The organism is Paraburkholderia sp. J63, from assembly GCF_905220245.1.
In the GTDB taxonomy this organism is placed as follows: Bacteria; Pseudomonadota; Gammaproteobacteria; order Burkholderiales; family Burkholderiaceae; genus Paraburkholderia.
Window position 1 is genome coordinate 1 of sequence record NZ_CAJMZF010000062.1, and the last position, 26,549, is coordinate 26,549.

At 67.0% G+C, this 26,549-nt stretch carries 27 protein-coding genes; 9 read left to right on the forward strand and 18 right to left on the reverse strand.

Annotation, left to right across the window (positions count from 1 at the left end; translation table 11 throughout):
- Positions 1-113: 113 nt before the first annotated feature.
- The 7 genes from U5775_RS35845 to U5775_RS35875 all read right to left on the reverse strand — a co-directional run bounded on the left by U5775_RS35845 (position 114) and on the right by U5775_RS35875 (position 6,868).
- Positions 114-668 carry a phosphonate degradation HD-domain oxygenase gene (locus U5775_RS35845; RefSeq protein ID WP_322062872.1) on the reverse strand — a complete coding sequence of 185 codons (555 nt, stop codon included), beginning with the start codon at positions 666-668 and terminating at the stop codon, positions 114-116.
- 39 nt (positions 669-707) lie between these two features.
- Positions 708-1,427 (reverse strand): GntR family transcriptional regulator, encoded by a 720-nt coding sequence (locus U5775_RS35850; protein WP_322062899.1) that lies wholly within the window; start codon positions 1,425-1,427, stop codon positions 708-710.
- A gap of 130 nt (positions 1,428-1,557) precedes the next feature.
- Positions 1,558-2,448, reverse strand: coding sequence for a 2-aminoethylphosphonate ABC transport system, membrane component PhnV (gene phnV, locus U5775_RS35855; RefSeq protein ID WP_322062873.1), 891 nt, complete (start codon positions 2,446-2,448; stop codon positions 1,558-1,560).
- Positions 2,438-3,361, reverse strand: coding sequence for a 2-aminoethylphosphonate ABC transporter permease subunit (locus tag U5775_RS35860; RefSeq protein ID WP_322062874.1), 924 nt, complete (start codon positions 3,359-3,361; stop codon positions 2,438-2,440). The genes phnV and U5775_RS35860 overlap by 11 nt, the downstream gene beginning before the upstream one ends.
- Positions 3,339-4,457: a 2-aminoethylphosphonate ABC transport system ATP-binding subunit PhnT gene (gene phnT / locus U5775_RS35865; protein ID WP_322062875.1), complete on the reverse strand. Its 1,119-nt coding sequence runs from the start codon at positions 4,455-4,457 to the stop codon at positions 3,339-3,341. The genes U5775_RS35860 and phnT overlap by 23 nt, the downstream gene beginning before the upstream one ends.
- Before the next feature lie 144 nt (positions 4,458-4,601).
- Positions 4,602-5,687: a 2-aminoethylphosphonate ABC transporter substrate-binding protein gene (phnS, locus tag U5775_RS35870; protein WP_322062876.1), complete on the reverse strand. Its 1,086-nt coding sequence runs from the start codon at positions 5,685-5,687 to the stop codon at positions 4,602-4,604.
- A 425-nt stretch (positions 5,688-6,112) separates the two neighbouring features.
- On the reverse strand, positions 6,113-6,868 hold the full coding sequence (locus U5775_RS35875) for a DeoR/GlpR family DNA-binding transcription regulator (RefSeq protein ID WP_322062877.1): 756 nt from the start codon (positions 6,866-6,868) through the stop codon (positions 6,113-6,115).
- A 307-nt stretch (positions 6,869-7,175) separates the two neighbouring features.
- Here U5775_RS35875 and U5775_RS35880 point away from each other — a divergent pair, with 307 nt between their 5' ends.
- Both U5775_RS35880 and U5775_RS35885 read left to right on the forward strand, forming a co-directional pair.
- Positions 7,176-8,819 (forward strand): ABC1 kinase family protein, encoded by a 1,644-nt coding sequence (locus U5775_RS35880; protein ID WP_322062878.1) that lies wholly within the window; start codon positions 7,176-7,178, stop codon positions 8,817-8,819.
- 195 nt (positions 8,820-9,014) lie between these two features.
- The gene (locus U5775_RS35885; RefSeq protein ID WP_322062879.1) at positions 9,015-9,914 is read left to right on the forward strand and encodes a DMT family transporter; all 900 of its coding nucleotides are present in this window, start codon (positions 9,015-9,017) and stop codon (positions 9,912-9,914) included.
- A gap of 88 nt (positions 9,915-10,002) precedes the next feature.
- Here the strand turns inward: U5775_RS35885 and U5775_RS35890 are convergent, their stop codons facing one another.
- Complete coding sequence (locus U5775_RS35890; RefSeq protein ID WP_415913733.1) at positions 10,003-11,232, reverse strand: L,D-transpeptidase; 1,230 nt, start codon at positions 11,230-11,232, stop codon at positions 10,003-10,005.
- 316 nt (positions 11,233-11,548) lie between these two features.
- Between U5775_RS35890 and nadE the strand changes: the two genes are divergently transcribed.
- Positions 11,549-12,442 carry an ammonia-dependent NAD(+) synthetase gene (gene nadE / locus U5775_RS35895; RefSeq protein WP_322062880.1) on the forward strand — a complete coding sequence of 298 codons (894 nt, stop codon included), beginning with the start codon at positions 11,549-11,551 and terminating at the stop codon, positions 12,440-12,442.
- Between the two features lie 92 nt (positions 12,443-12,534).
- Here nadE and U5775_RS35900 read toward each other — a convergent pair whose 3' ends face one another.
- The 4 genes from U5775_RS35900 to U5775_RS35915 form a co-directional block, all read right to left on the reverse strand.
- Complete coding sequence (locus U5775_RS35900) at positions 12,535-12,822, reverse strand: RNA-binding protein (protein WP_322062881.1); 288 nt, start codon at positions 12,820-12,822, stop codon at positions 12,535-12,537.
- 343 nt (positions 12,823-13,165) lie between these two features.
- Positions 13,166-13,732 carry a hypothetical protein gene (locus U5775_RS35905; RefSeq protein WP_322062882.1) on the reverse strand — a complete coding sequence of 189 codons (567 nt, stop codon included), beginning with the start codon at positions 13,730-13,732 and terminating at the stop codon, positions 13,166-13,168.
- Between the two features lie 549 nt (positions 13,733-14,281).
- Positions 14,282-14,488, reverse strand: a complete 207-nt coding sequence (locus U5775_RS35910; protein ID WP_322062883.1) for a hypothetical protein — start codon at positions 14,486-14,488, stop codon at positions 14,282-14,284.
- On the reverse strand, positions 14,485-14,781 hold the full coding sequence (locus U5775_RS35915) for a toxin-antitoxin system TumE family protein (RefSeq protein WP_322062884.1): 297 nt from the start codon (positions 14,779-14,781) through the stop codon (positions 14,485-14,487). The genes U5775_RS35910 and U5775_RS35915 overlap by 4 nt, the downstream gene beginning before the upstream one ends.
- 285 nt (positions 14,782-15,066) lie before the next feature.
- Here U5775_RS35915 and U5775_RS35920 point away from each other — a divergent pair, with 285 nt between their 5' ends.
- Complete coding sequence (locus U5775_RS35920; RefSeq protein WP_322062885.1) at positions 15,067-15,582, forward strand: DUF1993 domain-containing protein; 516 nt, start codon at positions 15,067-15,069, stop codon at positions 15,580-15,582.
- Between the two features lie 141 nt (positions 15,583-15,723).
- On the opposite strand, the gene U5775_RS35925 is transcribed toward U5775_RS35920, so the two are convergent.
- Positions 15,724-16,350: a LysE family translocator gene (locus tag U5775_RS35925; RefSeq protein ID WP_322062886.1), complete on the reverse strand. Its 627-nt coding sequence runs from the start codon at positions 16,348-16,350 to the stop codon at positions 15,724-15,726.
- Between the two features lie 136 nt (positions 16,351-16,486).
- Here U5775_RS35925 and U5775_RS35930 point away from each other — a divergent pair, with 136 nt between their 5' ends.
- Genes U5775_RS35930 through U5775_RS35940 form a run of 3 tightly spaced genes read left to right on the forward strand, consistent with a single transcriptional unit; the run spans position 16,487 to position 17,625 of the window.
- Positions 16,487-16,951: an Lrp/AsnC family transcriptional regulator gene (locus U5775_RS35930; protein WP_322062887.1), complete on the forward strand. Its 465-nt coding sequence runs from the start codon at positions 16,487-16,489 to the stop codon at positions 16,949-16,951.
- Between the two features lie 43 nt (positions 16,952-16,994).
- Positions 16,995-17,228 carry a hypothetical protein gene (locus U5775_RS35935; protein ID WP_322062888.1) on the forward strand — a complete coding sequence of 78 codons (234 nt, stop codon included), beginning with the start codon at positions 16,995-16,997 and terminating at the stop codon, positions 17,226-17,228.
- Complete coding sequence (locus U5775_RS35940) at positions 17,215-17,625, forward strand: nucleotide triphosphate diphosphatase NUDT15 (protein WP_322062889.1); 411 nt, start codon at positions 17,215-17,217, stop codon at positions 17,623-17,625. Before U5775_RS35935 ends, U5775_RS35940 begins: the two co-directional genes overlap by 14 nt.
- Positions 17,626-17,733: 108 nt before the next feature.
- Here the strand turns inward: U5775_RS35940 and U5775_RS35945 are convergent, their stop codons facing one another.
- Positions 17,734-18,930 (reverse strand): fumarylacetoacetate hydrolase family protein, encoded by a 1,197-nt coding sequence (locus U5775_RS35945; RefSeq protein WP_322062890.1) that lies wholly within the window; start codon positions 18,928-18,930, stop codon positions 17,734-17,736.
- A gap of 139 nt (positions 18,931-19,069) precedes the next feature.
- Here U5775_RS35945 and U5775_RS35950 point away from each other — a divergent pair, with 139 nt between their 5' ends.
- Positions 19,070-19,816, forward strand: a complete 747-nt coding sequence (locus U5775_RS35950; RefSeq protein ID WP_322062891.1) for an IclR family transcriptional regulator — start codon at positions 19,070-19,072, stop codon at positions 19,814-19,816.
- Positions 19,817-19,855: 39 nt separating this feature from the next.
- Here the strand turns inward: U5775_RS35950 and U5775_RS35955 are convergent, their stop codons facing one another.
- Both U5775_RS35955 and U5775_RS35960 read right to left on the reverse strand, forming a co-directional pair.
- Positions 19,856-21,640: an IlvD/Edd family dehydratase gene (locus U5775_RS35955; RefSeq protein ID WP_322062892.1), complete on the reverse strand. Its 1,785-nt coding sequence runs from the start codon at positions 21,638-21,640 to the stop codon at positions 19,856-19,858.
- A gap of 135 nt (positions 21,641-21,775) precedes the next feature.
- Complete coding sequence (locus U5775_RS35960) at positions 21,776-22,780, reverse strand: LacI family DNA-binding transcriptional regulator (RefSeq protein WP_415913736.1); 1,005 nt, start codon at positions 22,778-22,780, stop codon at positions 21,776-21,778.
- Between the two features lie 234 nt (positions 22,781-23,014).
- Here U5775_RS35960 and U5775_RS35965 point away from each other — a divergent pair, with 234 nt between their 5' ends.
- Positions 23,015-23,848 (forward strand): isocitrate lyase/phosphoenolpyruvate mutase family protein, encoded by an 834-nt coding sequence (locus U5775_RS35965; protein ID WP_322062894.1) that lies wholly within the window; start codon positions 23,015-23,017, stop codon positions 23,846-23,848.
- A 44-nt stretch (positions 23,849-23,892) separates the two neighbouring features.
- On the opposite strand, the gene U5775_RS35970 is transcribed toward U5775_RS35965, so the two are convergent.
- Together U5775_RS35970 and U5775_RS35975 are read right to left on the reverse strand one after the other, a co-directional pair.
- On the reverse strand, positions 23,893-24,705 hold the full coding sequence (locus U5775_RS35970) for a YfaP family protein (protein WP_322062895.1): 813 nt from the start codon (positions 24,703-24,705) through the stop codon (positions 23,893-23,895).
- Positions 24,706-24,797: 92 nt separating this feature from the next.
- Positions 24,798-26,474, reverse strand: coding sequence for a DUF2300 domain-containing protein (locus tag U5775_RS35975; protein ID WP_322062900.1), 1,677 nt, complete (start codon positions 26,472-26,474; stop codon positions 24,798-24,800).
- Positions 26,475-26,549: the final 75 nt, after the last annotated feature.

Here is a 26,549-nt window from a genome sequence, read left to right on the forward strand (position 1 = left end):
CTGCACGAACTGCAGCAAGCGAAGGAGCGGAATTCTAGTCACACGGATGTCATCTTGCAAGGGGTTTTTGGGACCCCTCGAAAAAAGACGCAAAACCGGGACGCGAAGCCAGCTCAGGCGTGGCGCTGCATCACGCGATCGACGATCTGCAAATAGTGGTCGAGCCCAGGCGTCTGCTTGCCGGCGACCTTCGCGAGATCGTCCCAGCGGCGCAGGCGCACCGCGTCGTCGGCATAGGGGCGCCCGGCGAATTCGCGCGCGCCATCCGCGTCGAAAATGCCGCCTTGCAGATGGAGGCTGCGCACCGAATCGGGCGACAGGCTGCCGAAGTACGCTTCATCGGTTGCGCACAAATAGCGCTTCGCGTCGACGTGCAACCGGATCGGCTCCAGCACGCTCGCCGGCAGGATAGGCCGCAGGAACGGCAGCGCATAGTACTGGTGCAGGTCGTCGATACCGCGCTCGGTCGGCGTTTCGCCTTGGCGATTCAGCAAATGCCCGAGGTCGTGCAGAAAGGCCGCCGCCACGAGCTCCTCGCTCGCGCCTTCGTCCTCGGCCAGTGCGCCGCTCTGCAGCGCGTGCTCGAGCTGCGTCACCGGCTCGCCGCTATAGGCCTGGCCGCCGTGCTCCTCGAACAGGCCGCGAATGTCTTCCAGACTGAGTGCCATGCTTGTTACTCCCTTTGGGTCAATTGCTTTGAAGCCCGACTATCCCGTCACCCGATGGGCGTCGCCGTTATCCCGCTCTTCACGACCTTCGTGCCCTTCGTGCATTTCCTGCATGCGCATCTGGGCGGCGGCCTCGTCGGCATCGCGCGAGGCGAGCGCATTCAAGACCGCCCGATGCCGCGCATAGGACGCCTGCCGCGCCGCGTCGGTCTGCGGTACATGCGGCGACAGCCGCCATTCACTCACGGCACGCCGATACGCCGCGTGCAGCTTGCCGTTGCCCGCAGCTTCGACCAGCGCATCGCGAAACGCCTCGCGTGCGCGCCCGAACGCTTCGTCGTCGGCGAGCGCGGTGCGCATGGCCTCGAGCCGCTCGCGCAACGCGGCAACCTGCGGCGCGTCGATGCGCACCGCCAGCATCCGGCACGCCGCCTCTTCGAGGACCGAGCACAGCGCGGCAAGCTCATCGGCCTCCGAATCCGACACACGGCAGACGAACACACCGCGATGCTTCTCGTTGCGCACGAGCCCAGCCTGCTCGAGCGCGCGAAACGCTTCGCGCACGGGCCCGCGCGACACCTGCAGCCGCGCCGCCCACTCGGCCTCGACGAGCTTCGCCCCCGGCGCGAGCTTCCCGTCCGCGATGCAGCGCGCGATTTCGTCGCGCACGAGATCGGTCAGCGAATGCTTGCGCACCAATGCAAGCGACCTCGCCGCTTCCGCGTGCGAGGCGCTGCGCAAATCGGCGTCGCGCGTCATCGTCGGCACGCGCACGCCGTTCAGGCTGCGGCCCGCATGCGGCTCACCGGCTTCGTCCACACCGTCCGCTTCGTCCGCGGCCGATCCTGCGGGGCGGCGCAGCGCGTCGGCGCGCATGGCGTCCATGGTTTCAGTCCGCACGCCGGCGCGGCACGCGCGCCGCAATCAGCGACAGCGCCGCCAGCGACACGATCAGCAGGATCAGCGAGAGCGCCGACGCCGGCAGGTAATACCCGCGCTCGACCGCGCCGACCACCACGATAGGCACCGTCGCGAATCCCGGCGGATAAACCGTGAGCGTCGCGCCAAGCTCGCCGAGCGAGATCGCAAAGCCCAGTGCGAGACTCGCGCGTATCGCCGGCACCAGCTGCGGAAGCACCACGCGGCGCAGCACCATCGAGGGCGGCGCGCCGAGGCTCGCAGCCGCTTCGCGCAGCACGGTCAGCTCGGGACGCAGCCCCGCCGCCGCGCAGCGATAGCAAAACGGCAGCACCAGCGCGAGCTGCACGAACACGACGATCGCCGCCGAGCTCGACAGGTCCACGGGCGCCTTGTGATAGGCGATCAGCACCGCGAGCCCGAGCACCACGCTCGGCACGCCGTTGGGGACCATCGCGAGCGCGTCGGCGATGGCGCCCAGGCCGCGCCGGTCGCGTCCTTCGAGCGCCAGCGCAAGCCACAGCCCGAGCGCGGTGCCGAGCACCGCCACGCCGAAGCCGACTTCGAGGCTCGTGACGAGCGCGTCGAAGTCGCTCGAACCGAGGCGCTCGAACCAGCGCATGCTATAGCCGTCCGGGAGTATCGTGCCCGACCAGTGCGAGGCCACGCTCGAAAGCGCGACGACGATCACCGGCAGCACGAAGAGCCAAAAGCACAGCAGCGCCGCGACCGCGAGCAGCACGCCGCTGCCGATGCGCGCGAGCGCGCTGCGCTCGACGGGCCGCGCCCGCAGATGCTTCGGCGGCAGCGTGATGTGGTCCGCGGCGGCCGCGACGGGATTGCTTGCCGGATTACTTGACATTGCGCGCGCCTCCATGACTGCGGCGATTCACGCGCCGATACAGCGCATACAGGGAAAGCGACATCGCGAGCATGACGACCGCGCCCGCGGCTGCGGTCGGCAGATCGAGATCGACGGTCGCCGAGCTATAGATCGCCACCGGCAGCGTGACCAGATGCGCGCTGCCGAGCACGAGCAAGATGCCGAACTCGTTGAACGTGAGCAGAAAGCACAGGATCGTGCCCGCGGCGATGCCGGGCCACGCGAGCGGCAGGATCACGCGTGCGGCGACCATGCGGTTGTTCGCGCCGAGGCTGCGCGCGGCTTCGATCAAGCGCATGTCGAGCAGCGAGAACGCGGCGAGCGTCGGGCGCACCACGAAGGGCGCATAGAACACCACTTCCGCGAGCACCACCCCACCGATGCCGAACAGGAAGTCGAGCGGCGGCGCCTGCAGATGGAAGAGCCGCTGCAGGCCGATACTCACCGAGCCTTGCGAGCCGTAGAGAAAGATCAGCGTGAAGGCGACGAGAAACGACGGAAACGCCACGAACAGCTCGAGAAAGCGCGTGACGATGCGCGCGCCTGGAAACGGCTTGAAGAACAGGATCGCGGCGATCGCCACACCGAGCACCGAAGCGAGGCCCGCGCTCAGGCAGAGGATCCACAGCGTCGTGCCGATCACGCCGCGCGAATCGGGATTGCTGAAGAACGTCCCGTAGGCCTGCAGGCTCAGGCCATGCGCGCCGCTCAGGCTGAGCAGCACGAGCCGCACGAGCGGATAGACCACGAGCGGCCCCAGCACGAACACGAGCAGGAAGGCGATATGCCATTGCGCGCGTCGCTCGCGGCGACGCACGGCGGCCGCGTGCGCTTCGGCGCCTGGCAGCGGCGCACCCGGGAAAGCGGAATCAGGGGTTGATAAGGACGACATCGTCAGCCTCGTAACGCAGAGAAACGCGCATGCCTTTTTCCGGCGTCATGCCGTGGCCGCGCTGCATGGTGACGAGCACCGGTTCGTTCGGCATCGCGTCGAGCAGCACCGGCACCGAGAGCACCGAGCCATACCATTCGACGGATTCGATCGTGCCGTGCAGACTGCCTTCGCCGAGCGGCGCAATGCGCAGGCTTTCGGGGCGCAGGCACGCGAGCTTGTCGCGCACATCGTGACGCGCATCGCCGACCGGGAACGCGACGTTCGGCGGCAACAGATTCGCCGCGCCCAGATAGCGCGCGACGTAGGCGTCGTTGGGCGTGTCGTAGAGCTCCTGCGGCGTGCCGAGCTGCGCGATGTGGCCATCGCGCATCAGCAGCGTGCGGTCGGAGAGCACCAGCGCATCGTCCTGATCGTGCGTCACGCAGACGATCGTGAGGTCGGGCAGACGCTCGTGCAGCGCCTTGAGCTCGGAGCGCACCGAGGCGCGCAGATTGGCGTCGAGCGCCGAAAGCGGCTCGTCGAGCAGCAGCACGTCGGGCTCGATCACGAGCGCGCGCGCGAGCGCCACGCGCTGCTGCATGCCGCCCGAGAGCTGCGGCGGCATGATGTGGCCCGCGTCGCCGAGTTGCACGAGCTTGAGCGCATCGGCCACGCGCCGCGCGATGTCGCGCGACGGCACGCGGCGCGCCTTCAGCCCGAACGCGACGTTCTCGAACACCGAGAGATGCGGAAAGAGCGCGTAGCTCTGAAACAGCAGACCCAGGTTGCGCTGATGCGACGGCACATGGGTCAGGTCGCGGCCCGCGACGGTGAGCGAGCCCGCGAGCCCATCGGCTTCGATAAACCCGGCAATGAAGCGCAGCAAGGTGGTCTTGCCGCAACCGCTGCGGCCCAGCACGGTCAGCAATTCGCCGCGGCGGATGGTGAGCGACAGATCGTCGAGCACCGTGCGCGTGCCGAAGCGCACGCTCAGGTGGTCGATCTGCACGCCGGCGGCGGCGCCGAAGTGGGATGCATCGGCGGCATCGGTCAGGCCGGACGCGTCCGGCAGCGCGCGGCCCATCTGGGCCGGCGCAAGGCTTGCGGTATTCACCGGGTTCATCTCCTGTCGACCAGAGCGAGCGCTTCAACTGCCGGCCGGAGCCGATGCTTTAGCACCGGCTCCGGCCATGCGGAGCGCTTACCCCGGTCCCATACACAGTTACTCAGGTATTGCTCAGTTGCACGCGGCAACCGCTTATTGCGGCTTCACGACTTCGATCTGCTTGCCCGACGTGCCGATCACTTCGTTCTTCCAGCGCGTCGTCCAGTCGGCCTTCTTCGCCATCACCTGGTTCCAGTCCACCGGCACCAGCTTGACGCCTTCGATCGCCTGCTTGACCGCCGCGCCGTTCTTGCCCGTGAGCGCCACGTCCGTGCGGCCCGGAATGCCGAAGATGTCCGGCACCTTCGACTGCACGTCCGTCGACATCAGGTAGTCGATCAGCTTCTTGCCTTCCGCCTGGTTCGGGCCGCCCTTGATCAGGCCGATCGCGTACGGCAGCTGGAACGTGGTCGGATGGCCGCCAGCGTCGGCCGCGAGGAAGATCGGCTTGAGCGAGAGGCCGCCGTTGGCCGCGTCGTCGAGATCCATCTGCAAGTCGCCGTTGGCCACCGAGATTTCGTTGCGCGAGAGCAGCACGTCGAGGTAACCCGTGCCCTTGGTGTGGAACTTGGCGCTTTGCTCGAGCTTCTTCAGGTAATCGAACGCCTTGTCTTCGCCCATCAGCGAGGTCGTGAGGATGATCACGGCCATGCCGTCGCCGGCCGTGGCCGGGTTCGAGTAGGCGACCTTGCCCGAATAGTCCGGGTGCAACAGGTCGGCAAACGTCTTCGGCTGATTCTTCACCACTTCCGGGTTGATCGCGAACGAGAAGTAGTTGTTCACGAACGTGGCCCACGAACCATCTGCCGCCTTGGCGATCGCCGGCACGTTCTTGTAGTTCACGCTCTGGTACGGCTGCAGCAGGCCGCTTTGCTGGGCTTGCTGGATAAACGGCGGCAGCGTGATGAGCACGTCGCCCTTGGGCGAATCTTTTTCGACGTTGGCGCGGTTCACGACTTCGCCACTTCCAGCCGTCACGATATTGACCTTCACGCCTTCCTTCTTCTCGAAGGCCGGCAGGACGTCGCGGTAGAGATTTTCGAGGCCATCAGCCGTGTACAGCACGACGGCGCCGGCAGCGTGGGCGCTCATCGCCGCGCATTGCAGCAGCGTGGCAGCGGCCACCATAGGCAGCAGCTTGCGTGCAAACCCCGTGCGATGGGAATTCCTGTGGTTCATGTCGCTCTCCGAAGGCAAAACCATGTGCTCGGGTATCCCCGATGCGTGTTTAGTCGAATGTCGAACGTCGGCGGACTGCGCCGCCTGTTGTGCCCGTCCGTTGAGCGGATTGCAGATTGTCTGCAATCCGTCGCTGCCTCCCAAAACCGCCGGGCTGCATCACGCGCCAGGAGCCGCCCCGTCTCGCGCGCCGGCCCCGTCTGAACGGGCCCGGCAAGAATCACAGGTTTTCGTGACAGGACCATGACGATTGTGGAGAATGTCAGAAAATTCCACAATTCGCCAAAAATAAGCATATGCTACCGCGTGCCGAAACCCTGGTGGCGGCACGCGAGCGGCGGGCGGCAAATCGTTTGGGAAGGCGGGCAGGACGAGGCGCGCGGCGCGTTCACGCGCCACGGCGGGAGAAATTCAGGCGGGAAAAATCAGGCGACGACGAGTTCGGGCCCGCGTGCGGCAATGGCGCGGGCAATGCTCTTTTCGGGCGCGAGCTCCGTGATCACGTAACGCGTGCGCTCGAAGCCGGTGATACGCACCGGCGTGACGCGGCCGAACTTCGAGTGGTCCGCCACCACGATCGCGCAGGCGGCGGCCATGAGCATGCGGCTGCGCACCTCGGCGACCATGCGCGTGTAGTCGGTCAGCCAGCCGTCCGCGGTGATGCCGCCCGCGCCGACGAACGCGTAATCGACGTGATATTGCGCGAGCTGTTGCACGGTATCGAGGCCGAAGGTGGCCTCTTCCTGATCGGACAGCTCGCCGCCCAGCAGCGTCACGCGGTTCTCGTTGCGGCGGCCGAGCAGGAGCGCGATGCGCCAGTCGTTGGTGTAGACCGTGAGGCGATGGCGGTCGATGAGCGCGCGCGCGAGCGCGTGCGTGGTGCTGCCCGAGTCGATGATGATCGACGCGCCGTCGGGCACGAACTCCGCCGCGCGCTCGCCGATCGCGCGCTTGGCGCTCGCGTTGGCGGCCTCGCGCACGTCGAGGTCCGGCTCGCTGCGGTCACTGGAAAGCGCGCCGCCGTGCGTCGTCACGAGCAGCCCGCGCCCGGCGAGCGTATTGAGGTCGCGCCGTATCGTCTCGCGCGAGACCCGCAGCTCGCGCACGAGATCCGCCACCGAGAGCGCGCCGGTCCGGTTCACTTCAGAAAGGATGTACTGGTGACGTTGTTCTGCGAGCATCTCGGTGGGCGCGCGCTTGCGCGTGAAATCGGAAAGGCCGCCGTATTGTATTACGCGTGGTCCGGCGGCGCGCCCTTTGGCGGCGCGCCCTTTGGCGGCGCGCCCTCTGGGGATGCACCTCGCGTATTGCCTGCTCCGAAGCACGGCGCGCGGCCCGCTCAACGCATGGCGCAGCGGCTGCGCGAACTACGCCGCCTCGAACGAACCCTGCCATCGCGCGGCTATCCCTGCTAATCTCGTGTTGGCCGTCCGGGAACCGGACGGCCCTCCATTTTGTCGATTCGTCGTTCCGTCGACTGCCGCCCACATGCGTTCACGACTTCGCCAACTGCGTCTCCTCTTCTGCGCGCTGCTCTACGGCGCGCGGCTGATCTGGCGCGCAGCGCCCGAGCATCACAAGCTGCACTGGATCGTCTCGCTCGCCGCGCGCATGCGCGAGGACGAGCGCCTCGCCACGCATCTGTCGAGCGCGCTGCCACGCCTCGCGCCGCTCGCGGGCGCCTTCGCGCAGACGCTCGCCACGAGACCCGAGCTCGCCACCGCCACGTTGCACGACGCCATCGACGCGATCGAGCACTTCGAAGACCCGCTCACGCCGCAACAGCTCGACACGGTCCTGCACACGGCGTTCGGCAAGCCGCCGCAGACGCTTTTCTCGTGGATCGACACCGTGCCCTGCCACAACGGCTGGTGCGAGCAGACCCACGTCGCGCGCCTCGCGCTGCCGGTCAACGGTCACCAGATGGTGACCGTGCGCGTGTTGCGCGCGAAGCAGGCCCAGGAAGTCGACGACGACGCCGCCCTGCTCTGCACCGTCGCGCGCTGGCTCGAACGCTTCTCGGGCGCCGCGCGCAAGCTGGAGCTGCGCACGCTCGCGCAGACGCTGCGCGAGGATCTGCAACGCCGTTTCGATCTGCGCGCACAGGCCGCCAATCTGAGCCAGACGGGACACCATCTCGCGAACGACACGCGCGTCCTGGTGCCCGACGTGATCTGGGACCTTTGCACCGCGCAGACGCTCACGGTCGAGCAGATCGACACCGTGCGCGTGACCGACATCGCCGGGCTTGCGGAGCACCACATCAACGTGACGCGCGTGGCCGCGCATCTGATCGAGGTGGTCACGCAGCAGGCCTTCGAGCATGGCTTTTTCCACGCGGCGTTCGACCCGCGGCGCGTGGCCGTGAGCATCGAGCCGCAGACGCGTGGCCGCCTCATATTCGCCAGCGCGGCGCTGATGACGAGCCTTTCGTCGCCGGAGCGCGAATTCTTCGTGCACGGCGCGACGGCGCTCTTCGAACAGGATTACGCGCGGCTCGCTGCACTGCACCACGTGGCCGGTCACGTGCCCGCGCATGCGCGCACCGAGCAGATCGAAGCCGAGCTGCGCACGCGCAGCGAAGCGCATTTCGCCAGCGACGCCAGCACGCGCAGCGCCGGCGCGCTGTTCCATCACCTGCTGCACTCGGTCCAGCCGTTCGGCGGCGAGGTATCGCCGCGGCTCGTCGCCGCGCAGCGCGCGTTCGGCAACGCCGAGGCGCTCGCGCGCACGATCCATCCGGGCGTCGATGCGTGGGGCATCGCGAGCGCGACGCTCGCCGACATCGCAAGGCGCGACCTGGGCCCGCAAGGCTGGATCAAGCGGCTGTCCCAGGAGTTGCCGCATCTCGCACAGATCGCGCCGCGCGTGCCGCAGCTCATCTATCACTTCATGCAGCATCACGGCCAGACGGCGCACGGCCCCGGCGCCGCGCAAGCCCAGGCCGCGACGCTCGAGGCGCTGCGCCGCGAGCACCGCCGCACCCGCGCACTGCTGATCGCATGCGCATTGAGCGGCGCGCTGATCGGCGTGGCCGCGACACTTTTCGCCGCGCCGCTCTCCGACCAGGCGAGCCGCGAGAGCGCGCCGCACTCCGCGCACGCCCAACCCGCGGGACCAGTGCAGTCCTGAACAAGACCGGCCCGGGCCGCCCGGGCGATACTCCGGGTCTTTCGCGAATCCACTCGTTTGTTGTCTGTTCGTCGCTTGTTTGTCGCTCGTTCGTCACTTGCGGCTCGTTCGCGAAGGACTCGCGTATCGGCGTATTCACGCGGCGCCCGCCGCGCGACGCCACCCCAACTCCGTGCGCCGCTCCCGCTCCAACTCATGCTCGCCTCGCTCACCCCCGCCCTTTTCGTCATCCTGTGGTCGACGGGCTTCGTCGTCGCCCGCGCCATCGCGCCTTACGCGGATCCCAACCTGTTCCTGCTCGCGCGCTTCGGCGGGACCGCGGCGCTGTTCGCGTGCATCGCGCTCGCCCAACGCGCGCCATGGCCGCGCGGACGCGAGCTCGGCAAGCATCTCTTCGCCGGCGCGCTGCTCCAGGGCGTGTATCTGGGGGCGAGCTACTGGGCCATCGCGCAGGGCCTGAGTGCGGGCGTCATGGCGCTGCTCGGCGCGCTGCAGCCGCCCCTGACGTCCGTGCTCGCTGCATCGATGTTCGGCGAGCGGCTCACGAAGCGGCGCTGGCAGGGTCTGTCGCTCGGTCTCGCGGGCGTCGTGCTCGTGCTGATGCCGAAGCTGCGCGCCGCCGCTGCGGGCGTCTCCGCCACCGCCGCCGCGGACGCGTCGGGCACGCATGCGAATCCGCTCGTGGTGGTGCTCGTCGCGGTGCTCGCGGTCGGCGCAATCACCGCGGGCACGCTCTACCAGAAGACCTCGCTCGCCAAAGCCGATATCCGCAGCGCAAGCGCGGTGCAGAACGCGGGCGCGGCGGTGGTCGCGGCGTTGCTGGCGCTCGCGCTGGGCGAGCATCGCTGGATGGCGTCGACGACGCTCTGGATCTCGCTCGCATGGGGCATCGCGATGCTCTCGGGCGTGGGCGTGACGTTGCTCGTCTGGATGGTGCGCCACGGCGATGCGGCCCGCGCCACGGCGCTGCTCTTTCTCGCGCCGCCGCTCGCCGCGCTCGAAAGCTGGCTGCTGTTCGGCGAGACGCTCGCGCCGGTCCAGATGGCGGGCTTCGGCGTCGCGCTCGCGGGCGTGCTGATCGCACGGCGCGGCTAGCCGGCTGGACATCGCAGCGCGGCAGCACGGTGGGCACGGCAGGCAGGCTCACGGTCCCGCCGCGCGTCTCTTCCGCCGAGGCCGGGCGTCAATCGGCCGTATCGCCGCCCTTGGGCACCTTCGCGCGTGCCTTGCTGCCCGGCGCTGGCGCCCAGGCGGGCCGCGTCTTGCGCTCCGAATCGATCACGACAATGAAGCGCCCCGCCCACGGCGTGACCTCGCGGTTCGAGTGCAAGACCCACAGCGATTTGCCCGAATCGACGAGCGCCTGATACTCGGCGTCGATGATCCCGTAGTGATCGATGAATGCGTTGAGCGACGCGGGAATGCGCACGCAGCCCTTCGAATGGCGAATGCCGAGCAGCGGCTCGAGCCGGTCGGGGTCGGTGGCGTGCATCTGGAAGCGCATCGGCGAGCGACCGCCCTTGCCCCAACCGCGCTCGCCGTCGACCCAGCCGAAATCGTAGATGCGCATATCGCGCGCGCCGTAGCCGCGAATGCCGTTCTCGTTCATCGTGCCTTCCGCGCGGAAGTCCATGTTCGACGGCGTGTGCTCGAACACGCCGAGCGGCGTGAAGAAGTGGTCGAACTCGCCCGGCCGCCCCGTCGCGACGGGCGAAGCGCCGATCATCTGCCACGGCTCGCCCGGCATGGCGCGGAAGTAAATGAAGAGCGCCTGAACCGTCGCGGCGCGGTCCACGAGGATGACGAACTCGCCGGCCAGCGCGCCGAGGTTCTTTTCGTCGAGCGCGGCCTGCAGGCGCTGGCCGTATGCGCGCTGATCGGCGAGCGGCACGCGCAGACGCCGCTTCACGTCGCTCGCGAAAGTCTGACGCATGGCCAGCGCGCGGTGCGTTTCCTCGGCGGCCTGCGCGGGCGTGAGCTGCGGATGCTCGGGCAACGTGAGCGGGGCGGGCCCGGGAGCGGAAGCGGGCGTCGCCGGCGCGGCAGCGGACGATGCAGCCGAAGAGGCCGATGCCGGTGCCGCGCTCGAAGCCGCCGACGCTGGTGAAGTCGTCGACGATGCCGGAGCGGTCGAAGAAACCGGGGCGGCTGACGACGTCGGAGTACCGCCCGGCGCGGACGAAGCGCGCACAGGCGCCGACGCGCCCGACACTGCGCCGGGAGCAGCGCCGGAAGCCACCGCCGATGCCGCCACGGTAGCCGACGCAGCAGGATGAGACGCCGCAGCGGGCCCAGAAAATGCCTTCTGGACCGCCTGCACAGCGCCCGCCACCCCATGCGCGCCCGACGCAGCTCCGGCATCGCCAGCCCATGCACCAGCGCCCCACCACGCGCAGACTGCCGCGCACAGCACGCGGCAAATCCGCAACGGCGCGCGGCGCGCTCCCCGATAATGGGCATTCGCGGTGCCCCCCCGGACACCCCCATTCACGCGCGCAAGAGCGCCGCGCGAAAAGTCTTCGTTCATTGTGAATCCGGCAGGTTTTATCTGGAATTGATTGCCGCAGCGCCGAACCAGGAACGTGCGCCCCACGACGCTCGGACCCGGCCAGCGCCCCGGCAGAACCATCCGCCATTAAACCAGACAACGCGCACCCGTCGCAGTACAGAGCACGCGTTACCAAGCGATACGAAGCATACGAAGCGATAGACCGCCCAAGGAGCCCTGCATGAACGCCGCCCCCACGCGCGAAGCCTGGCAGCGCCGCCAGCGCGAGATTGCCGCCGAGCTGAACGTCGCCGCAGATTTTTCCGCCTCCGAGGAGTGCGAGCGCCGCATTGCCTTTCTCGCTGGCTGTCTGCGCGCGAGCGGGTTGCGCACGCTGGTGCTCGGGATCAGCGGCGGCATCGATTCGGCAACGGCGGGCCGGCTCGCGCAGTTGGCGGTCGTTGCCTTGCGCGCCGAAGGTCGCGAGGCGCGCTTCATCGCGATGCGCCTGCCCTACGGCACCCAGCGGGACGAAGCCGATGCCGCCGCGGCGCTCGCCTTCATCCGCCCCGACGAGACCTTGAGCGCCGACGTCGCCCCGCCCGCCGACGCCATGCTCGCATCGCTCACGACCGGCGGCCTGGCGTTCTCGGATGCGGCCCAGCAGGACTTCGTGCTCGGCAATATCAAGGCCCGCCAGCGGATGATCGCGCAGTATGCGGTGGCGGGGGCGCGCGCGGGCCTCGTGATCGGCACCGACCATGCGGCAGAATCGTTGATGGGCTTTTTCACCAAATTCGGCGACGGCGGCGCAGACGTGCTGCCGCTGGCCGGCTTGACCAAACGGCGCGTGCGCGCGCTTGCGCGCCTGCTAGGCGCACCGGACCGGCTCGTGGACAAGATCCCGACCGCCGACCTTGAAACGTTGCGCCCACTGCGGTCCGACGAAGAAGCCTATGGCGTCGGCTACGAGGAAATCGACGACTTTCTGGAAGGCAAGCCGGTCAGCGACACCGCCTATGCGACGATCCTGCGCTTTTACGACGCGACGCGGCACAAGCGCGCGCTGCCGTACACGCCACACGATCCGATGCCGGACATGGCGGGCTCACTGGAGCGCGGGACAGGAAGCTGAATCTGGCGGCGAGAGCGCGGCCAGAAGGCAGACAAAACGAAAGCAATCGCGCCGTGGCAAGCAGGGCGCGATCAGCACAACATCATGAGAAATCAGCGCACGGTCACGGGCGGGCGCGCATCCTGCTGGGCCTCGGCATCAAACGGCGCGGCGCTCACGCGCAGCGCGACACCGGCAAGGCGCCGGCTCTGCAACTCGCGTGCGACCGATTCGCCCACGTAGGGCACGTCCGAATCGAGTTCGATGTCTGCGTGCGCGTTGGGCGTGCCGACGTCGTACACCGTGACGCCCTTGGCATAATGCCCGAGCTCACGTTTGACGAAGTCGCGCACTTCTTCTTCGCTACAGGTTTCGGGAACGTTCCAGACAGTCAGGTGCATGTTGAACTACCGATAGCGGCGCGGTCGGTCGGCTCGCACCCGCACGGGTTGAAGACTCGCGCGCGCCTTTGCACGAGCCCAAACCGCCTGTCCCAGCAGGGCTGCGGCTGCAAGCAGAATAAGACTCGACGATAGCATTTCGCTCACTCCTCTTTTATTGATCATAGGCAGGATAGTCTCAATCTCCAGCCTGCGTGCTGCGTCATATTGTCGGACGGCAGGCCGTCGAAGAAGTCAATTCTGAAGACGCAACGACCGTACCTGGCAAGGGACGCATCGAAGTACCGGGAATGGAACTGCGGGCCCGCCTGGAGGACGGCGCGGGTTGTGTCAGGGGCGTGCGTCAAGGCCCTTCGTCGCTGCTCGCCGAGGTGGTATCGCCCAAATCGGTGCCGCATTGCATCCGCGTGAGTTGATCGTACTGGTGGACCCAGTTGCCGGCGATGGCCGCCTGCGCCTGGGCGAGCGATATCCGCCCCGCGCACACGCAACGCTTGAGTCGCACGGTGAGGAGCGATTTGCGCCGTTCACCGGCATGACCGCCCCATGGGAGCAAGTCGAAATTCGCGGCCGCGTCCGGCGAGCCACCGAGCAGGATCGGCACACGCCGGTCGAGCGCGTAAGCGACGCCATCATCGGAGTCGATGCCGCGCGCCGCGAGCAGACGGTCCTTTTGCGCCATCGCCTGGCTAAACGGCGGCGCCACGGTATCGGCGTAGCCCGGCCGGCAAATCGTCTCGGCCACCGACTCCTGGGTGACGCGCGCGTCGAGCAGTTGCGCGTCCTGCGCCATGGCGGGCGCGCTGCGCGCCGCACCGCCGACAGCGAGCGCCAGAAGCACGCCACGCAGCGTGTAGCCGAGCAAACGCGGGCCGCGCAGGCCCTCCCGCCATGCCCTGCCTTCAGCCATGCGACGCCCGGCGCGACGTCCTTCTGCCAATTCTGCGTTCATGGGTCGGCGCACCGTACGCTGCCGTACGACGCGAAATGGATGGTCAATGCCGGGTAATTAAAACACATTCAAATTTTACGTGGTGAATATGCCGCACCACCCGATGCACGGATGATGGTGCCAATTCGCCACGATGGGCCCGATCTACGATTTCCTGGCATCCTCGCGGCTGACGTCCACTTCCGGAGGGCCTTTCTTTCGGTCAACGCGCGACCACCCGACGCCCACGCCTAACCCCACGATTAACAACGGTTATTTTATTTCGTTATGCAGATTAATACGCTAACTCGGGCGTCACCGAATTACGTATGTGTGGGGAAACAGGTCCGCGAGTGGGCTTTCGAGCAGGCGTTTAGTCGGTCGCGGCACTGGAGAACGCCCGGCCACTCCTGCGCAGCCCACGATCGGTATTCGGTGCGTTCTCGACCAGGAAACGCCGCTCCGCCGCAGGCCCCGCATTCGCGTCATGCTCGACCGCATTGCAGGCGCAATGCGGTCGGACAACGATTAACACGATCGAAGGGAATTGACCTCAATCGCGTGAAACACGCCAATGCGCGCTTCGGTCAACAGATGTCCTGCGTCAGCGGAATCCTCGAACGTAATCGTGCGGGTTTCGACCAAGACCTCGCCGCGATCGGCACTACGCGCCAGGCGCTTGCCGCTTGCAAAAAAATCCGCTTCCGTCCCGGGCCCAAAATGCAGCTTGCTCATAGTGTGTACCTCAATGCGGTCCAGTCACGCGTGAACTGGTCCTCGATGTCTTCAAAGCTCACGAAGCCCACCGCCTCTACATTGCCGAAGTAATGCCGATGGTGGTAGCCGTGTGCGTTGTCATAGCCAATGACCCGGCCGTTATCGCGTTGATAGATCTTGTGATTGATATAGGCCAGGTTGTAGCGGGTCACCCGACCTCTCTCGTTCACCCACACTTCGCGCCGCAGTTCGCCATTGCCACGGCGTTTCGCAATGACGTGGCGCGCGTCATGGATCTTCGTTTCAGCCATGATAACCCACGTCATATGGGCCTATGCCGTATCGAACAGGTCTCAATTTGATTCTCCTCGGTCAGGGCGAAGAGCGCTCCGTGCAAGGCAACCGTGCCCTGCACGGCCTGACATCCACTAGCGCCCTTTCGGGGGAACATCCCCCAATGAAATCAGAGACCGACGCGCCACCGCAAGATCGGCCATTCGGCCAATGGCAGCAGCAAGACCGTTGGCGCATAATGGGCCGCCGCCAATCTCCGCTCCGGAGTCCGGCGTGCCCATTCAAAGAAACGAGGAATTCCCATGTCCATCACCATGTATCAAGCCTCGGTGCCCGTACTCGTGCGCGGCCTCGCCAGCCTGCAGACCATCATCGGCAAGGCGCAGGCACACGCGGCCGAGAAGCAGATCGATCCCTCGGTGCTGACCGGAGCGCGGCTGTTCCCCGACATGCTGCCGCTCGCGCGCCAGATTCACATTGCCACGGATACCGCGAAGGGCTGCGCCGCGCGCCTCGCGGGCGTGGACGCGCCGAAATTCGAAGATGTGGAAGTGACCTTCGACGATCTGCATACGCGCATTCAGAAGACGATCGACTATCTGAACACGTTCAAGCCCGAGCAGATCGACGGCACCGAAGGCAAGAGCATCACGCTAAAGATGCGCTCGGGCCCGATCGAGTTCACGGGCCAGAACTATTTGCTGGCTTTCGTGCTGCCCAACTTCTACTTCCATGTGACGACGGCGTACGGCATCCTGCGCCACAACGGCGTCGAACTGGGCAAGCTGGACTATCTGGGCGGTAAGCCGAACGCGTAAGACGCTCGGGCGCGCGGCCTTCGCGCGCCCGAGCTGAGGATAGTGCGCGCACAACCTGTGGCGCACCGCGGCCCGCCGTATAGGCACGACAGGCACGGCGGGCCGCAAGAAATTGCCCGCGATTGCGACGAATGCAGCGCTTCAATCGAGCGAGAGCCGCACCGCAAAGCCGATCAGTGCCGAGGAAAACGCCCACTTCTGCACGGTCTGCGCGAGCGGATGACGGCGCAGCCACACGGCGATGCGCGCCGCGCCCAGCACATAGATCACGTCGAAGAGTGCGCACACGATCACGAGCAGGATGCCCAACTCGGTCACCTGCAGCCAGACCGATCCCATCTCGGGGCGAATGAACTGCGGCAGCAGCACCGAGCAGAACAATAGTGCCTTCGGATTGAGCAGGTTGGTGAGCAAGCCCTTGAAGAAGTCCGCACGCAGCGGGCGCTCGGCCGCCACGGCCGCCTGATCCGGCAACGCAAAAACGGGGGCGCGGAAGATCTGCACGGCGATCCACGTCAGATACAGGGCGCCCGCATAGCGCACGACCTCATAGAGCCAGGGCGCGTTATGCAGCAGCGCCGCGAGGCCGCACGCCGAAAGCGTGACGTGCGTGGCGCGCGCGAGCCCGAGGCCGCAGGCCGCCGCGAAACCGCGCCGCGCGCCGCGGCTCATGCTGGTCTGCATCACCAGCGCCATGTCCGCGCCCGGCAAAGCGCAGACCACGATCAAAGCGGCGATGAACATCAACAGCAGGTGAGCGGAAATCATGGTGACCTCGTTTGAAAGAGGCTCTATGTTGCCGCCAATGTCGGAGCGAATTCTGACGTTTTTTGTGGATAACCCATCAATTCGGAGCGGAATGCCCTAAAATCTGATCACGAGCATCGGAAAAACCCTCCACCCCATGAGCGACCTGGACAAACTCGACCGCGCGATCCTCGGCGCACTGCAGGCCGACGGCAGAATGCCGATCGCACGGCTCGCCGAAACCGTCGGTTTGAGCGAAACGCCTTGCGCGCGCCGCCTCAAGCGGCTCGAGCAGGACGGCTATATCGAACGCTATCGGGCGATGCTCTCGCGACGCACGCTCGGCTATGACGTGCTCGCCTATGTCTCCGTGCGCTTCGCCGTGCACGACCGGGCGCTAGCGGACCGCTTCGAGCGCGAAGTCTGCGCAATCGAGCGGATTCTCTCGTGCCACAACGTGGCCGGTACGGCGGACTATATTCTGATGATCGTGGCGCGCGACCTCGACGACTACGGCAGCTTCATGCGCGACGAATTGCGCAGCCTGCCGGGGGTCACGTCGGTCGAATCGGCGCTCTCGCTGCGCGCCATAAAATCCGAGGGCCGGCTGCCGCTGCCGTGAGCCACGCGCCCCGCCATACTCTCTACCCAAACCGGAGCTTTCGATGACCCCAGAACAAGCGCGAGCCGAAGAAACCGCCGCGATGGACCGCGTGCTGAACGCAACGCAACGCGTCAAGACGGCGTTCGCCGCCTTGCAGACGCAGTTTCCGCCGCAGGGCGAAGGCCGGCCGTCGCAATTCGCGCTGCAGACGTTCGATGCCGCGCTGCAGGAGCTCGAAGACGCCCAGGCGGCCTTCGACGAAATGCTCAACGACCTGTTCGATGGCAATCGCTGAGGGACTTGCGTCCCCCGTCACCGTCCTCGGCGCGGGCGTCGTCATCCAGCGCAGTGGCGCGTGGCTGCTCGGCCTCAGGATGACTCGCTGGGGCTTCGATACATGGGGTTTTCCGGGCGGCAAGGTCGAGTCTGGCGAAGATCCGCTGGCGGCCGCCACACGCGAATTGCGCGAAGAAACCGGGCTCGAATTGCTCACGCCGCGCACTGCGGGCTGGACCACGGGCTGGCTCGAACCGGGCAGCGTGCGTCACGCGACGCTGTTCGTCGAAGGCGAGGCGCACGGAGCGCCCGCCGTGATGGAGCCGGAAAAGTGCGCGCGCTGGGCCTGGTTCACGCGCGACAGGCTGCCGCCCAATCTGTTCGAGCCGACGCGCCTTTACTTCGAAGCGAGCTAGCGCCCCGCTCCGGACAACTGCCGGACAAAGGCTGCATCATCATGGAATAGCGTGCCGGTATTTCCGAACGGAAACCCCCACGCCTGCGCGTGTTTCCGTTCGGAAAAATCAGGCACAGGGCGCGATCCCGCGCGCAGCGAGATTCGCGTAGAGCGCACGCACGCCGAATGTCCACGGCGCAATCTCATCGCAGCACTGCACCGTGTTGACGAGCGCGCCCAGTTGCGGCGCAGAGATCGTCACGACGTCGCCAACGTGATGTGTAAAGCCCGAACCCGGCGCGTCGCGGTCCTGGATGGGCGAGAACATCGTGCCAAGGAACAGCATGAAGCCGTCCGGGTATTGATGATGCGCGCCGCAGGTCTGTTCGACGAGTTGCTGCGGGTCGCGGCTGATTTCCCGCATATGGCTCACGCCGTCGAGCACGAAGCCGTCGTCGGCGCCCGTCACGCGCAGCGAGACGCTCGCCTCGCGCACCGAGTCGAGCGTGAAGCGCTCATCGAACAGGCGCACGAACGGGCCAATCGCACACGACGCATTGTTGTCCTTGCACTTGCCGAGCAGCAAGGCCGAGCGGCCTTCGATATCGCGCAAGTTCACATCGTTGCCGAGCGTCGCGCCAACGGCCACGCCGCGCGCATTCACCGCCAGCACGATCTCCGGCTCCGGGTTGTTCCATGCCGATGCACGCAGCAAGCCGACATCCGCACCGAAGCCCACCGCCGACATGGGCTGAGACTTCGAAAATACTTCGGCATCCGGACCAATTCCCACTTCCAGATATTGTGACCACGCACCGCGACGCTGAAATTCTTCCTTTAGCCGCATCGCGGCTTCGGAACCCGGTTCGATCCGCGAAAGATCGGCGCCGATCAGCGCGGTGATGGTCGCGCGCACGTCCGCTGCCTTCGCGCGATCACCGCCGGCCTGCTCCTCGATCACACGCTCGATCAGGCTCACCGCGAAGGTCACGCCGCACGCCTTGATCGCCTGAACGTCGCAAGGCGCGAGCAGGTGCGCTTGCGTGACTGCCGTGTCGCGTGCCCCGGGCAAGCTTGCCGCGAGCAGATCGGCTGACGCACCCAGCGCCTCGCCCGGCGCGTTGCGCACGATTTCGAGCGCGTCGTCACGATCGAACAGGTCGGCCGTGGTTGCCACGATGCGCGTGATGTCGAACGCCTGGCCGCCGCGCACCGCAACCACGCACGGCCCCTCGTGCGCGCCGTCGCGCCGCCAGACGCGGCCGACCAGCAACGCCTCCTCGAGATCGGCAGGCAGGAATCCGGAAACTGACAAATTGGCCATGGTGATGGACCCGCTTCGTTGCATGGGTTGATGACGTCGCCCGGGATAAAGCATATCGATCGTAAGAGCGCCCAGGCGTACTGTCCAACCCGATGTTAGTATTTCCAACCTGTTGGAAGTCGAATCGATTCACGGAACCATGCCCGCCGCCTACGAAGTCCCCGCGCTCAAGCGCATCCACGATATTCTCGACGTGCTGGCGCACGCCCAGGCACCGGTACGCGCCGCCGCCATCGCGGAGCAAACCGGCCTTTCGCGCAGCACGCTCTATCTGATGCTCGACTCACTGGAACGCCGGCGCTGGATCGAAAAGCGCGCGGACGGCTATATCGTCGGCGTGACGTTGTTCGAGCTCGGCAGTGCCTACGTGCGCCATGACCAGTTGCAGGAAGCGTTCCGCCATGAAGCGGCGACGTTCGTCGCCATCCACAACGAGGTGGTGCAGCTCGCCGTGCTCGACGGCGCCGAAGTGGTCTACATCGCGCGCGAGGATGCCGCGCGGCCCGTGCGGCTCGTCTCCGATCTCGGCTCGCGCTTGCCCGCGCATTGCTGCGCGCTGGGCAAGGCACTGCTCGCCAGTCTTTCGGATGACGAAGTTATTGGATTGCTGCCGAAGCAGCTTGCCGCCGTCACGGGCCATACCCTCACGCGCCGCCAGGATCTGTTGCAGGCGCTCGCCTCGATCCGACGCTCTGGGCTCGCTCAGGAGCGCGAGGAAGTCACCGCCGGCCTCGCCTGCTTCGCGGCGTTCGTCGGCGTGACGGCGCTCGGCAAGCGCGTCGCGGTCAGCACGAGCCTGCCGCTCGAGCGACTCGACGCGCGCCGCGAAAAACGCATGGCGATCGCCGTCGTGGAGATGGCGCATCGCATCGGCAAAACGCTCTGAACGCCGGCTCGCCCACGTAATCGGGTGCGCCTGATTCGCTCAGTGCGAATGGCGCGGCTCACCGCGCTCCGCAATCACACGCAGATAGAGCGTAGCCGGTTCGAGGCACCCGCCCGTCGAAAGCTGGCCGACCGTCTTGCGATAAAGCTCCTGCCACGGCGTCTGGGACGCAGGCGCCTTGAATTCGGCCTGCGCGCGACGGCGCTCGAGCTCGTCCACATCGATAAGCACTTCTACACGACGCGCATTGAGATCGACCTTGATGCGATCGTCCGTGCGCAGCAGCGCAAGCCCGCCGCCCACGGCCGCTTCCGGCGACATGTTGAGAATCGACGGGCTCGCAGACGTGCCACTCTGGCGCCCATCGCCCATGCACGGCAACGAAGTCACGCCGCGCTTGATCAGTTCGGCCGGCGGCGCCATGTTCACGACTTCGGCGCTGCCCGGATAGCCCACCGTGCCGCAGCCGCGAATCACGAGCATGCAGCGCTCGTCGATCTTCAGCGACGGATCGTTGATACGCGCGCGATAGTCCTCGGGGCCGTCGAATACGATGGCTCGCGCTTCAAACACGTTCTGTGCGCCGGGCTCGCTCAGATAGGTCCTGCGAAACGCCTCGCCCACCACCGACATCTTCATGATGGCGCTGTCGAAGAAGTTGCCCGACAGCACGATGAAGCCCGCGCCGTGCTTGAGCGGGTCGTCGCAAGTGCGGATCACATCGCGATCCGCCACGGGCGCGGCATCCGCAATCTCGCCGATCGTGTGGCCCGAGACGGTCGGGCAAGCGCGCCGCACGAGCCCCGCGCGATCGAGCTCGCGCAGCACGGCAGGCACGCCACCCGCGCGGTGGAAACTCTCGCCCAGGTACTCGCCCGCCGGCATGGTGTTCGCGAGCAACGGCACCTGCTCGCCATGACGCTGCCAGTCTTCGAGCGTGAGATCGACGCCCATGTGCCGCGCAATCGCGATCAGATGCGGCGGGCAGTTGGTCGACGCGCCGAGCGCCGACGCCACCACGATCGCGTTCTCGAACGCCTCGCGCGTCATGATGCGCGAGGGGCGCACATCGTCGCGCACGAGTTCGACCGCGCGCTTGCCGGTGGCGTACGCCATCTGTCCGCGCTCGCGGTAAGCGGCCGGAATGCTCGCGCAACCGGGCAGCGACATGCCGAGCGCCTCGGCGAGGCAATTCATCGAGAGCGCCGTGCCCATCGTGTTGCAGTGTCCGATGGATGGCGAGGAAGCCGTGGTGAGCGCCATGAAGCCTTCGTAGTCGATCTCGCCCGTCGCAAGCAGATTGCGCGCGTGCCAGATCACCGTGCCCGAACCCACGCGTTTGCCCTCGTACCAGCCGTCGAGCATCGGGCCGCCCGAGAACACGATGGACGGCAGATCGACCGTGGCCGCGGCCATCAGGCATGCAGGCGTGGTCTTGTCGCAGCCCGTCGTGAGCACGACACCGTCGAGAGGGAAGCCGTGCAGGATTTCGACGAGGCCCAGGTACGCGAGATTGCGGTCGAGCGCGGCCGTAGGGCGGCGGCTCTGCTCCGCGAGCGGGTGCACCGGAAACTCCATGGGAATGCCGCCCGCGTCACGAATGCCGGCCTTGACGCGCTCAGCGAGCGCAATGTGATGGCGGTTGCAGGGCGCGAGATCGCTGCCCGTCTGCGCGATGCCGATAATCGGGCGGCCCGACTGCAGTTCTTCGCGCGTGAGGCCGTAATTCATGAAGCGCTCGACGTAGAGCGCGGTCATGTCCGCGTGCGAGGGATCGTCGAACCATTCCTGACTGCGCAGACGGCGCGGGAAAGATTGGGTCATGATGCGATGTCTCCTGTTTGAGGCCTGCCCGGCCTGCTCGATGCCAACCGCGCATGCTGACGGCCAGCCTCCGGCATAATTGTGTTACCGGTAACACAAAGATGTTAGCACGGGACTCCAAGGCTTCAAGTCACCTCACGCGCTTTCGCGCGGCACCACGGCGTAGTGAATGCGCGTTCTTGCGGCGCGGCGCGCGTGCGCGCCATGCCCGCCTTCACTGGCAACAAGCGCGCTGAGCAGCGCTTCGCCCGCGCGGCGGCCGATCCCGTAGGCGTCCACCGAGACCGTCGTGATGGTCGGATGGCAGCAGGCCGCGATCTCGAAGTTGCCGAAGCCCGCCACGGCGATGTCGTCGGGCACCGCGAGCCCGCGCCGCTGGCACTCCATGATCGCGCCGAACGCCGACATGTCGCTCACGCACATCACCGCCTGAGTGTCGGGCCAGCGCTCGAACAGCGTCGCCATGGCGGGGCCGCCGTGGCTCATTGTGCCTGGCGAGTCGCCCAGACGCACCACGCGCGGCTCGCCGAGCCCGAGCGCCTTCACTTCCTGTTGATAGCCCTTCAGCCGGTCGATGCCGCGCCGGTCCAGTTCGCTCGCTCCGCCGAGAAAAGCGATGCGCCGGTACCCCTTGCCCGCCAGATAGCGCACCATTTCGCGCGCGGCGCTCACGTTGGAAAACCCGACCGTCATGTCGATGGGCGCGGCCGGCAACTCCCACATTTCGACGACCGGGACGCCGGAGCGCTCGAGCAACGCGCGCGTGGCCGCGGTGTGCTGCGAGCCGGTGAGCGCAATGCACCGCGGCTGATGGCGCAGCATCTGGCGCACGATGCGCTCCTCGCGCTCGGGCAGATAGTCCGTGTCGCCGATCAGCAATTCGAGCCCTTGCGGCTCCAGCACGGCGGTGAGCCCATTCACGGTGTCCGAGAAGTTCGAACTCGATAGCGAAGGCACCAGCACCGCGGCGAACGACGAGCGGCCCGAAGAAAGCGCGCCCGCCGCCGCGTCGGCAACGTAGCCCAGTTCGTCGATCGCGCGCTGTACGCGCTCGCGCGTGGCCTCCGAAGCGCTCTGCCCCGCCAGCACGCGCGAGACCGTCATCTTCGACACGCCCGCGAGGCTGGCTACGTCGGACATGCGCGGCGGCACCCATTTCGAAGAGGAAGGCTTGGCCATCGGAGCAAATTTTTCGGATTGGAAACAGCGCATATGATAGCGGGCGCCGCGCGCGCGTCTGGCCTGGCGCCACGAAAGCGCGTCGGCGCGCACAGGCGCACAATGCACGCTGACCGATCCGATGCCCGCGCCCGACGCGGCGCGTCCGCACCACACGGTCCTCGCCCTGTCCTGGACCACCTCTGGAGACTCGCCATGCCCTCTTCGCCTCGCAGCGTCGCAGAAAAACGCGCCGCGTTCCGCGCCTTGCATGCTTCCGGTTGCTTCCTCCTGCCCAACCCCTGGGACCCGGGCAGCGCCCGCTATCTCGAGAACGTCGGCTTCAAGGCGCTCGCCACGACCAGCTCGGGCTTTGCATGGTCGCGCGCCCACGCGGACAATTCACTGCCCCGCGAGGCCGTCCTCGCCCATCTGCGCGAGATGGTCGCCGCCACCGATCTGCCCATCAACGCGGACTTCGAAAACGGCTTCGGCACCGATGCGGCAGGGGTCGCACAAAGCGTGGGCCTCGCAGTCGACACGGGCGTGGCGGGCCTCTCCGTCGAAGATTCGACCGGCGACCCGGCCGCGCCGCTGTTCCCGCTGGAAGTGGCCGTCGAGCGCGTGAAGGCCGCGCGGCGCGCCATCGATGAACGCGGCGGCGATACGCTGCTGGTGGCGCGCGCGGAAAACTTCTTCACCGGCGAGCCCGATTTCGACGACGCGCTGGCGCGCATCAAGGCCTATGCGGCGGCGGGCGCGGACTGCCTCTACATGCCGGGCATCCACACGCGCGAGCAGATTGTCGCCGTGGTTAGCGCCGTTGCGCCCAAGCCCGTGAACGTGCTGATCGGCTCGGCCTCGGAATTCACGCTGCCAGATCTCGCGGCAATGGGCGTGCGGCGCGTGAGTGTGGGCGGTGCGCTGGCGCGCTCCGCGTGGGGTGGTTTCATGCGCGCCGCGGAAACGCTCGTGCAAGGACGCTTCGACGGCTTCGTCAATGCGGCGCCCGGCAACCAGCTCAACGATTTATTCAGAGATCCTTCCTGATTCTTTTCGATAACGTTGCGTGCGGCAGAGATCGACGGTGCTCGTTAAGGCACGACAAAGCGCTTCACGAGCGTCAATTCGCCCGGTTTGCGCATGGGCGCGCGTATCGTCTCGCTCTTTTCGTTCGGCGTGCCTTCGTCGGTGATGATGGTGACTTGCGCCACGGTCATGTCGCTGCCGCTATTGCCGCTGCCGTAGTAGTTCACGTAGACGAGATAGGTGCCGTGCAGCGGCGTCGCGCTCGAATAGATCTCGGGGCCATAGCCTGTCGTCACGTCCACGTCGAGCGCGCCGCCGTTCGGTGCCACGCGGTCGGCGTAGAACGTGTGCACGCCATCGGGCGACACCACGTGCAGGTCGAGGTCGGTGCCGTCGGTGTCCCACGCGAGCACGATGCGCAAACGCGCCTGCGTCTTGCCCGTGTAGGCGTCATAGAACTGCACGCGTTTGCGCGTGCCGTCCGCCGTGCGCAATTCCACGCTGTTGCTGCCGGCACCGAACGCGAACGGCCGCGAGAACGTGCCGTCTTCCTCGATGCGTTGCGGCATGGGCGTGCCGTTCACCACGAGCGTCCCCACCGCGGTGCCCGGTTTCGCCTTGGGCGACGCCTTGATGTGCCCGGCAATCAGCGCGTTGACCGACTGGCCTTCCGGCGTGCTCACGGCCACCGCGGGATAGTGGACGTCCTGCGTATAGCGCGCCTCGTCGCCGGCCGAATTGCGCCAGCCGTTCAGCGGCGCGGTGAAGTCGATGGTATCGGCATGCGCCGCATGCGCGAATACGCCGAGCGCTAGCGAGAACGCGACGCCCGCGAGCCCGTGGCGCGAAAAACAACGATAGAGCCGGATCGGATTCATGCTGGTTCGCCTGGTTATCCTGTCGATATTCAAATTCGTTGCCGATCGCGCTTCACGACGCTGCCGTGTGGCGCGAGCGCTTTCATGATCGTTCAACTTCCCGTGAGGATCAGCTTGCGCGCGGTCTGCTCGATGAACGCCTCGTCCTGCCCGCGCGGATGGTGGGCAAACGCAAGATGCAGATACTCGTGCGCGAGTGCAATGCGGTCGTCGTCGGAGCGCAGGCGGCGGATGTAGACGCGATTGCGCCCGGCATCGGCATAGGGGCGGCCCGTCGTCACCTCGCAGACGGCCGGCAGCTCGGGCTCCTCGTAGCCCGCCTCTCCCGCGAGGCGCCGCGCCCACACCGGCGCCTCGCGGCTCAGCCAGTCGCGCGCGCCCACCACCGGCTCGCAGTCGCCGGCGAGCGGGCTCGTGAACGACGTGAGCGTGGCCTGAGGCCAGGTGCGCGCGAGAATCGCATCGAACGTGAGGCCCCGCTGCGCCGCAGCCTTCGCGTCGAGCCAGCTCATCTGGCCGGGTGCAGCCTTGTCGTGATGAAACTGCACGGGCACGCCCGCGAGCACGAAGCCGTCGGTGAAATCGGCGGCGTTGCGCGAAGCGGCTCGCGGCGCACGCGGCAAGACGCGCTGTGTGCGGCTGCTGTCGTCGATACGGTAGCAGCCGCGCTCACGGCCCGAGTTCTGCACGAGATAGCTGCGCGCCGCCACCGCGAGCGCGCGCGCCGCCTGCGGCTGCGCCGTGTCGCCTTCGCGCTCGACCACGCGCGCGACGTAGTCATTCATGCCGAAGCGCCCGACGATGCGCGGCTTGCCGGTCTCGTCACGATCGAGCAGCAGCTCGCCGTGGCTTTCGATGGGCAGCCAGTTGCCATTTTCGAATCCCACGCTGAACGCGCCGTCGAGCAGGCCGGGTTGCGCGGGCCGTCCGCCCGCGCGTGTTTCGATGACGTTTCTTATCGGATAACGAGAAAAGAAATCGACGACCACGCAGGCGCGGTCGTCGGGGACGGCGCTCTGCGCGACCAGCGGCGCAATACGCGGCGCCGCGGCGGCCAGTACGCGCACGCTGCCGCCGCGCCCGCCGAGCCAGACCGGCGTGCCATCGGCAAGCCAGCCCGCCGCGCCGCCTTCGTAGCCGCCCGGGTTCGCGGGGTCGGGCATGGTCCAGGTCTTGGCCCGCAGCAGGCTGCCGTAGAGCGATACCGTGCCCTCGCCGCGGCCGCTCGTGACCACCGACACCAGCGTGCTCGCCGTCTCGTCGCGGGCGAGCGAGGGCACGGCCTGCAAAGCCTTGAGCAGATCGTCCACGCGCACGCGGCGCTCCGGGCGCAACGCGTAGAGATCCTGCAGCCACGCCGGCGCGTTCAGCGCGCGCCAGTATAGGCGCCATCCCGCAGGATCGAGTTGCAATCTGTGCGGCTCAAAAAAAAGGCCGCACGACTGCACCAGCGCACGATCGCGGTCGATGTGTCCGCCGGTCATGCAGCAGTACACCTCCTCGCGGTCGCCGCCGTCGCATTGATAGTCGGGCGCGGGAATCCGCCGGTCGACGAGATAGGCGTAGACGAACAGTTTCCAGACGCTGCCGAGCTGCGTGTCGAGCGCCGGCGGCAACGGCGTGCCGGCGCCCGGCGCGCTGGCCTCGGCGACGGCATCGAACGTCCACAGCCGCGCGCCGCCGTCACGCAGCCAGGCAAAGCGCAGCACCGGCGATGCCGATGATTTGCTCGACGACGACACATTCGGCGCGGCAGCAGCCGGTGTCATTCTCGCCGCCTGCTCGCTCGCCGCGGCATGCACAGCCCGCGGCGAGCCGCCCGCAAGCGCGATCGCGAGAACGAG

What these genes read in the sequence shown, in the direction of transcription:
- U5775_RS35925 (WP_322062886.1), bottom strand. Translation starts at nt 16,350, where the DNA reads ATGATTTCCGCTCACCTGCTGTTGATGTTCATCGCCGCTTTGATCGTG.
- U5775_RS35965 (WP_322062894.1), top strand. Translation starts at nt 23,015, where the DNA reads ATGCCCTCTTCGCCTCGCAGCGTCGCAGAAAAACGCGCCGCGTTCCGC.
- U5775_RS35920 (WP_322062885.1), top strand. Translation starts at nt 15,067, where the DNA reads ATGTCCATCACCATGTATCAAGCCTCGGTGCCCGTACTCGTGCGCGGC.
- U5775_RS35945 (WP_322062890.1), bottom strand. Translation starts at nt 18,930, where the DNA reads ATGGCCAATTTGTCAGTTTCCGGATTCCTGCCTGCCGATCTCGAGGAG.
- U5775_RS35910 (WP_322062883.1), bottom strand. Translation starts at nt 14,488, where the DNA reads ATGAGCAAGCTGCATTTTGGGCCCGGGACGGAAGCGGATTTTTTTGCA.
- U5775_RS35960 (WP_415913736.1), bottom strand. Translation starts at nt 22,780, where the DNA reads ATGTCCGACGTAGCCAGCCTCGCGGGCGTGTCGAAGATGACGGTCTCG.
- U5775_RS35860 (WP_322062874.1), bottom strand. Translation starts at nt 3,361, where the DNA reads ATGTCGTCCTTATCAACCCCTGATTCCGCTTTCCCGGGTGCGCCGCTG.
- U5775_RS35915 (WP_322062884.1), bottom strand. Translation starts at nt 14,781, where the DNA reads ATGGCTGAAACGAAGATCCATGACGCGCGCCACGTCATTGCGAAACGC.
- phnV (WP_322062873.1), bottom strand. Translation starts at nt 2,448, where the DNA reads ATGTCAAGTAATCCGGCAAGCAATCCCGTCGCGGCCGCCGCGGACCAC.
- U5775_RS35950 (WP_322062891.1), top strand. Translation starts at nt 19,070, where the DNA reads ATGCCCGCCGCCTACGAAGTCCCCGCGCTCAAGCGCATCCACGATATT.
- U5775_RS35880 (WP_322062878.1), top strand. Translation starts at nt 7,176, where the DNA reads ATGCGTTCACGACTTCGCCAACTGCGTCTCCTCTTCTGCGCGCTGCTC.
- U5775_RS35955 (WP_322062892.1), bottom strand. Translation starts at nt 21,640, where the DNA reads ATGACCCAATCTTTCCCGCGCCGTCTGCGCAGTCAGGAATGGTTCGAC.
- U5775_RS35885 (WP_322062879.1), top strand. Translation starts at nt 9,015, where the DNA reads ATGCTCGCCTCGCTCACCCCCGCCCTTTTCGTCATCCTGTGGTCGACG.
- U5775_RS35975 (WP_322062900.1), bottom strand. Translation starts at nt 26,474, where the DNA reads ATGACACCGGCTGCTGCCGCGCCGAATGTGTCGTCGTCGAGCAAATCA.
- U5775_RS35905 (WP_322062882.1), bottom strand. Translation starts at nt 13,732, where the DNA reads ATGGCTGAAGGCAGGGCATGGCGGGAGGGCCTGCGCGGCCCGCGTTTG.
- U5775_RS35935 (WP_322062888.1), top strand. Translation starts at nt 16,995, where the DNA reads ATGACCCCAGAACAAGCGCGAGCCGAAGAAACCGCCGCGATGGACCGC.
- U5775_RS35875 (WP_322062877.1), bottom strand. Translation starts at nt 6,868, where the DNA reads ATGCTCGCAGAACAACGTCACCAGTACATCCTTTCTGAAGTGAACCGG.
- phnS (WP_322062876.1), bottom strand. Translation starts at nt 5,687, where the DNA reads ATGAACCACAGGAATTCCCATCGCACGGGGTTTGCACGCAAGCTGCTG.
- U5775_RS35850 (WP_322062899.1), bottom strand. Translation starts at nt 1,427, where the DNA reads ATGACGCGCGACGCCGATTTGCGCAGCGCCTCGCACGCGGAAGCGGCG.
- U5775_RS35845 (WP_322062872.1), bottom strand. Translation starts at nt 668, where the DNA reads ATGGCACTCAGTCTGGAAGACATTCGCGGCCTGTTCGAGGAGCACGGC.
- nadE (WP_322062880.1), top strand. Translation starts at nt 11,549, where the DNA reads ATGAACGCCGCCCCCACGCGCGAAGCCTGGCAGCGCCGCCAGCGCGAG.
- U5775_RS35930 (WP_322062887.1), top strand. Translation starts at nt 16,487, where the DNA reads ATGAGCGACCTGGACAAACTCGACCGCGCGATCCTCGGCGCACTGCAG.
- U5775_RS35970 (WP_322062895.1), bottom strand. Translation starts at nt 24,705, where the DNA reads ATGAATCCGATCCGGCTCTATCGTTGTTTTTCGCGCCACGGGCTCGCG.
- U5775_RS35940 (WP_322062889.1), top strand. Translation starts at nt 17,215, where the DNA reads ATGGCAATCGCTGAGGGACTTGCGTCCCCCGTCACCGTCCTCGGCGCG.
- U5775_RS35900 (WP_322062881.1), bottom strand. Translation starts at nt 12,822, where the DNA reads ATGCACCTGACTGTCTGGAACGTTCCCGAAACCTGTAGCGAAGAAGAA.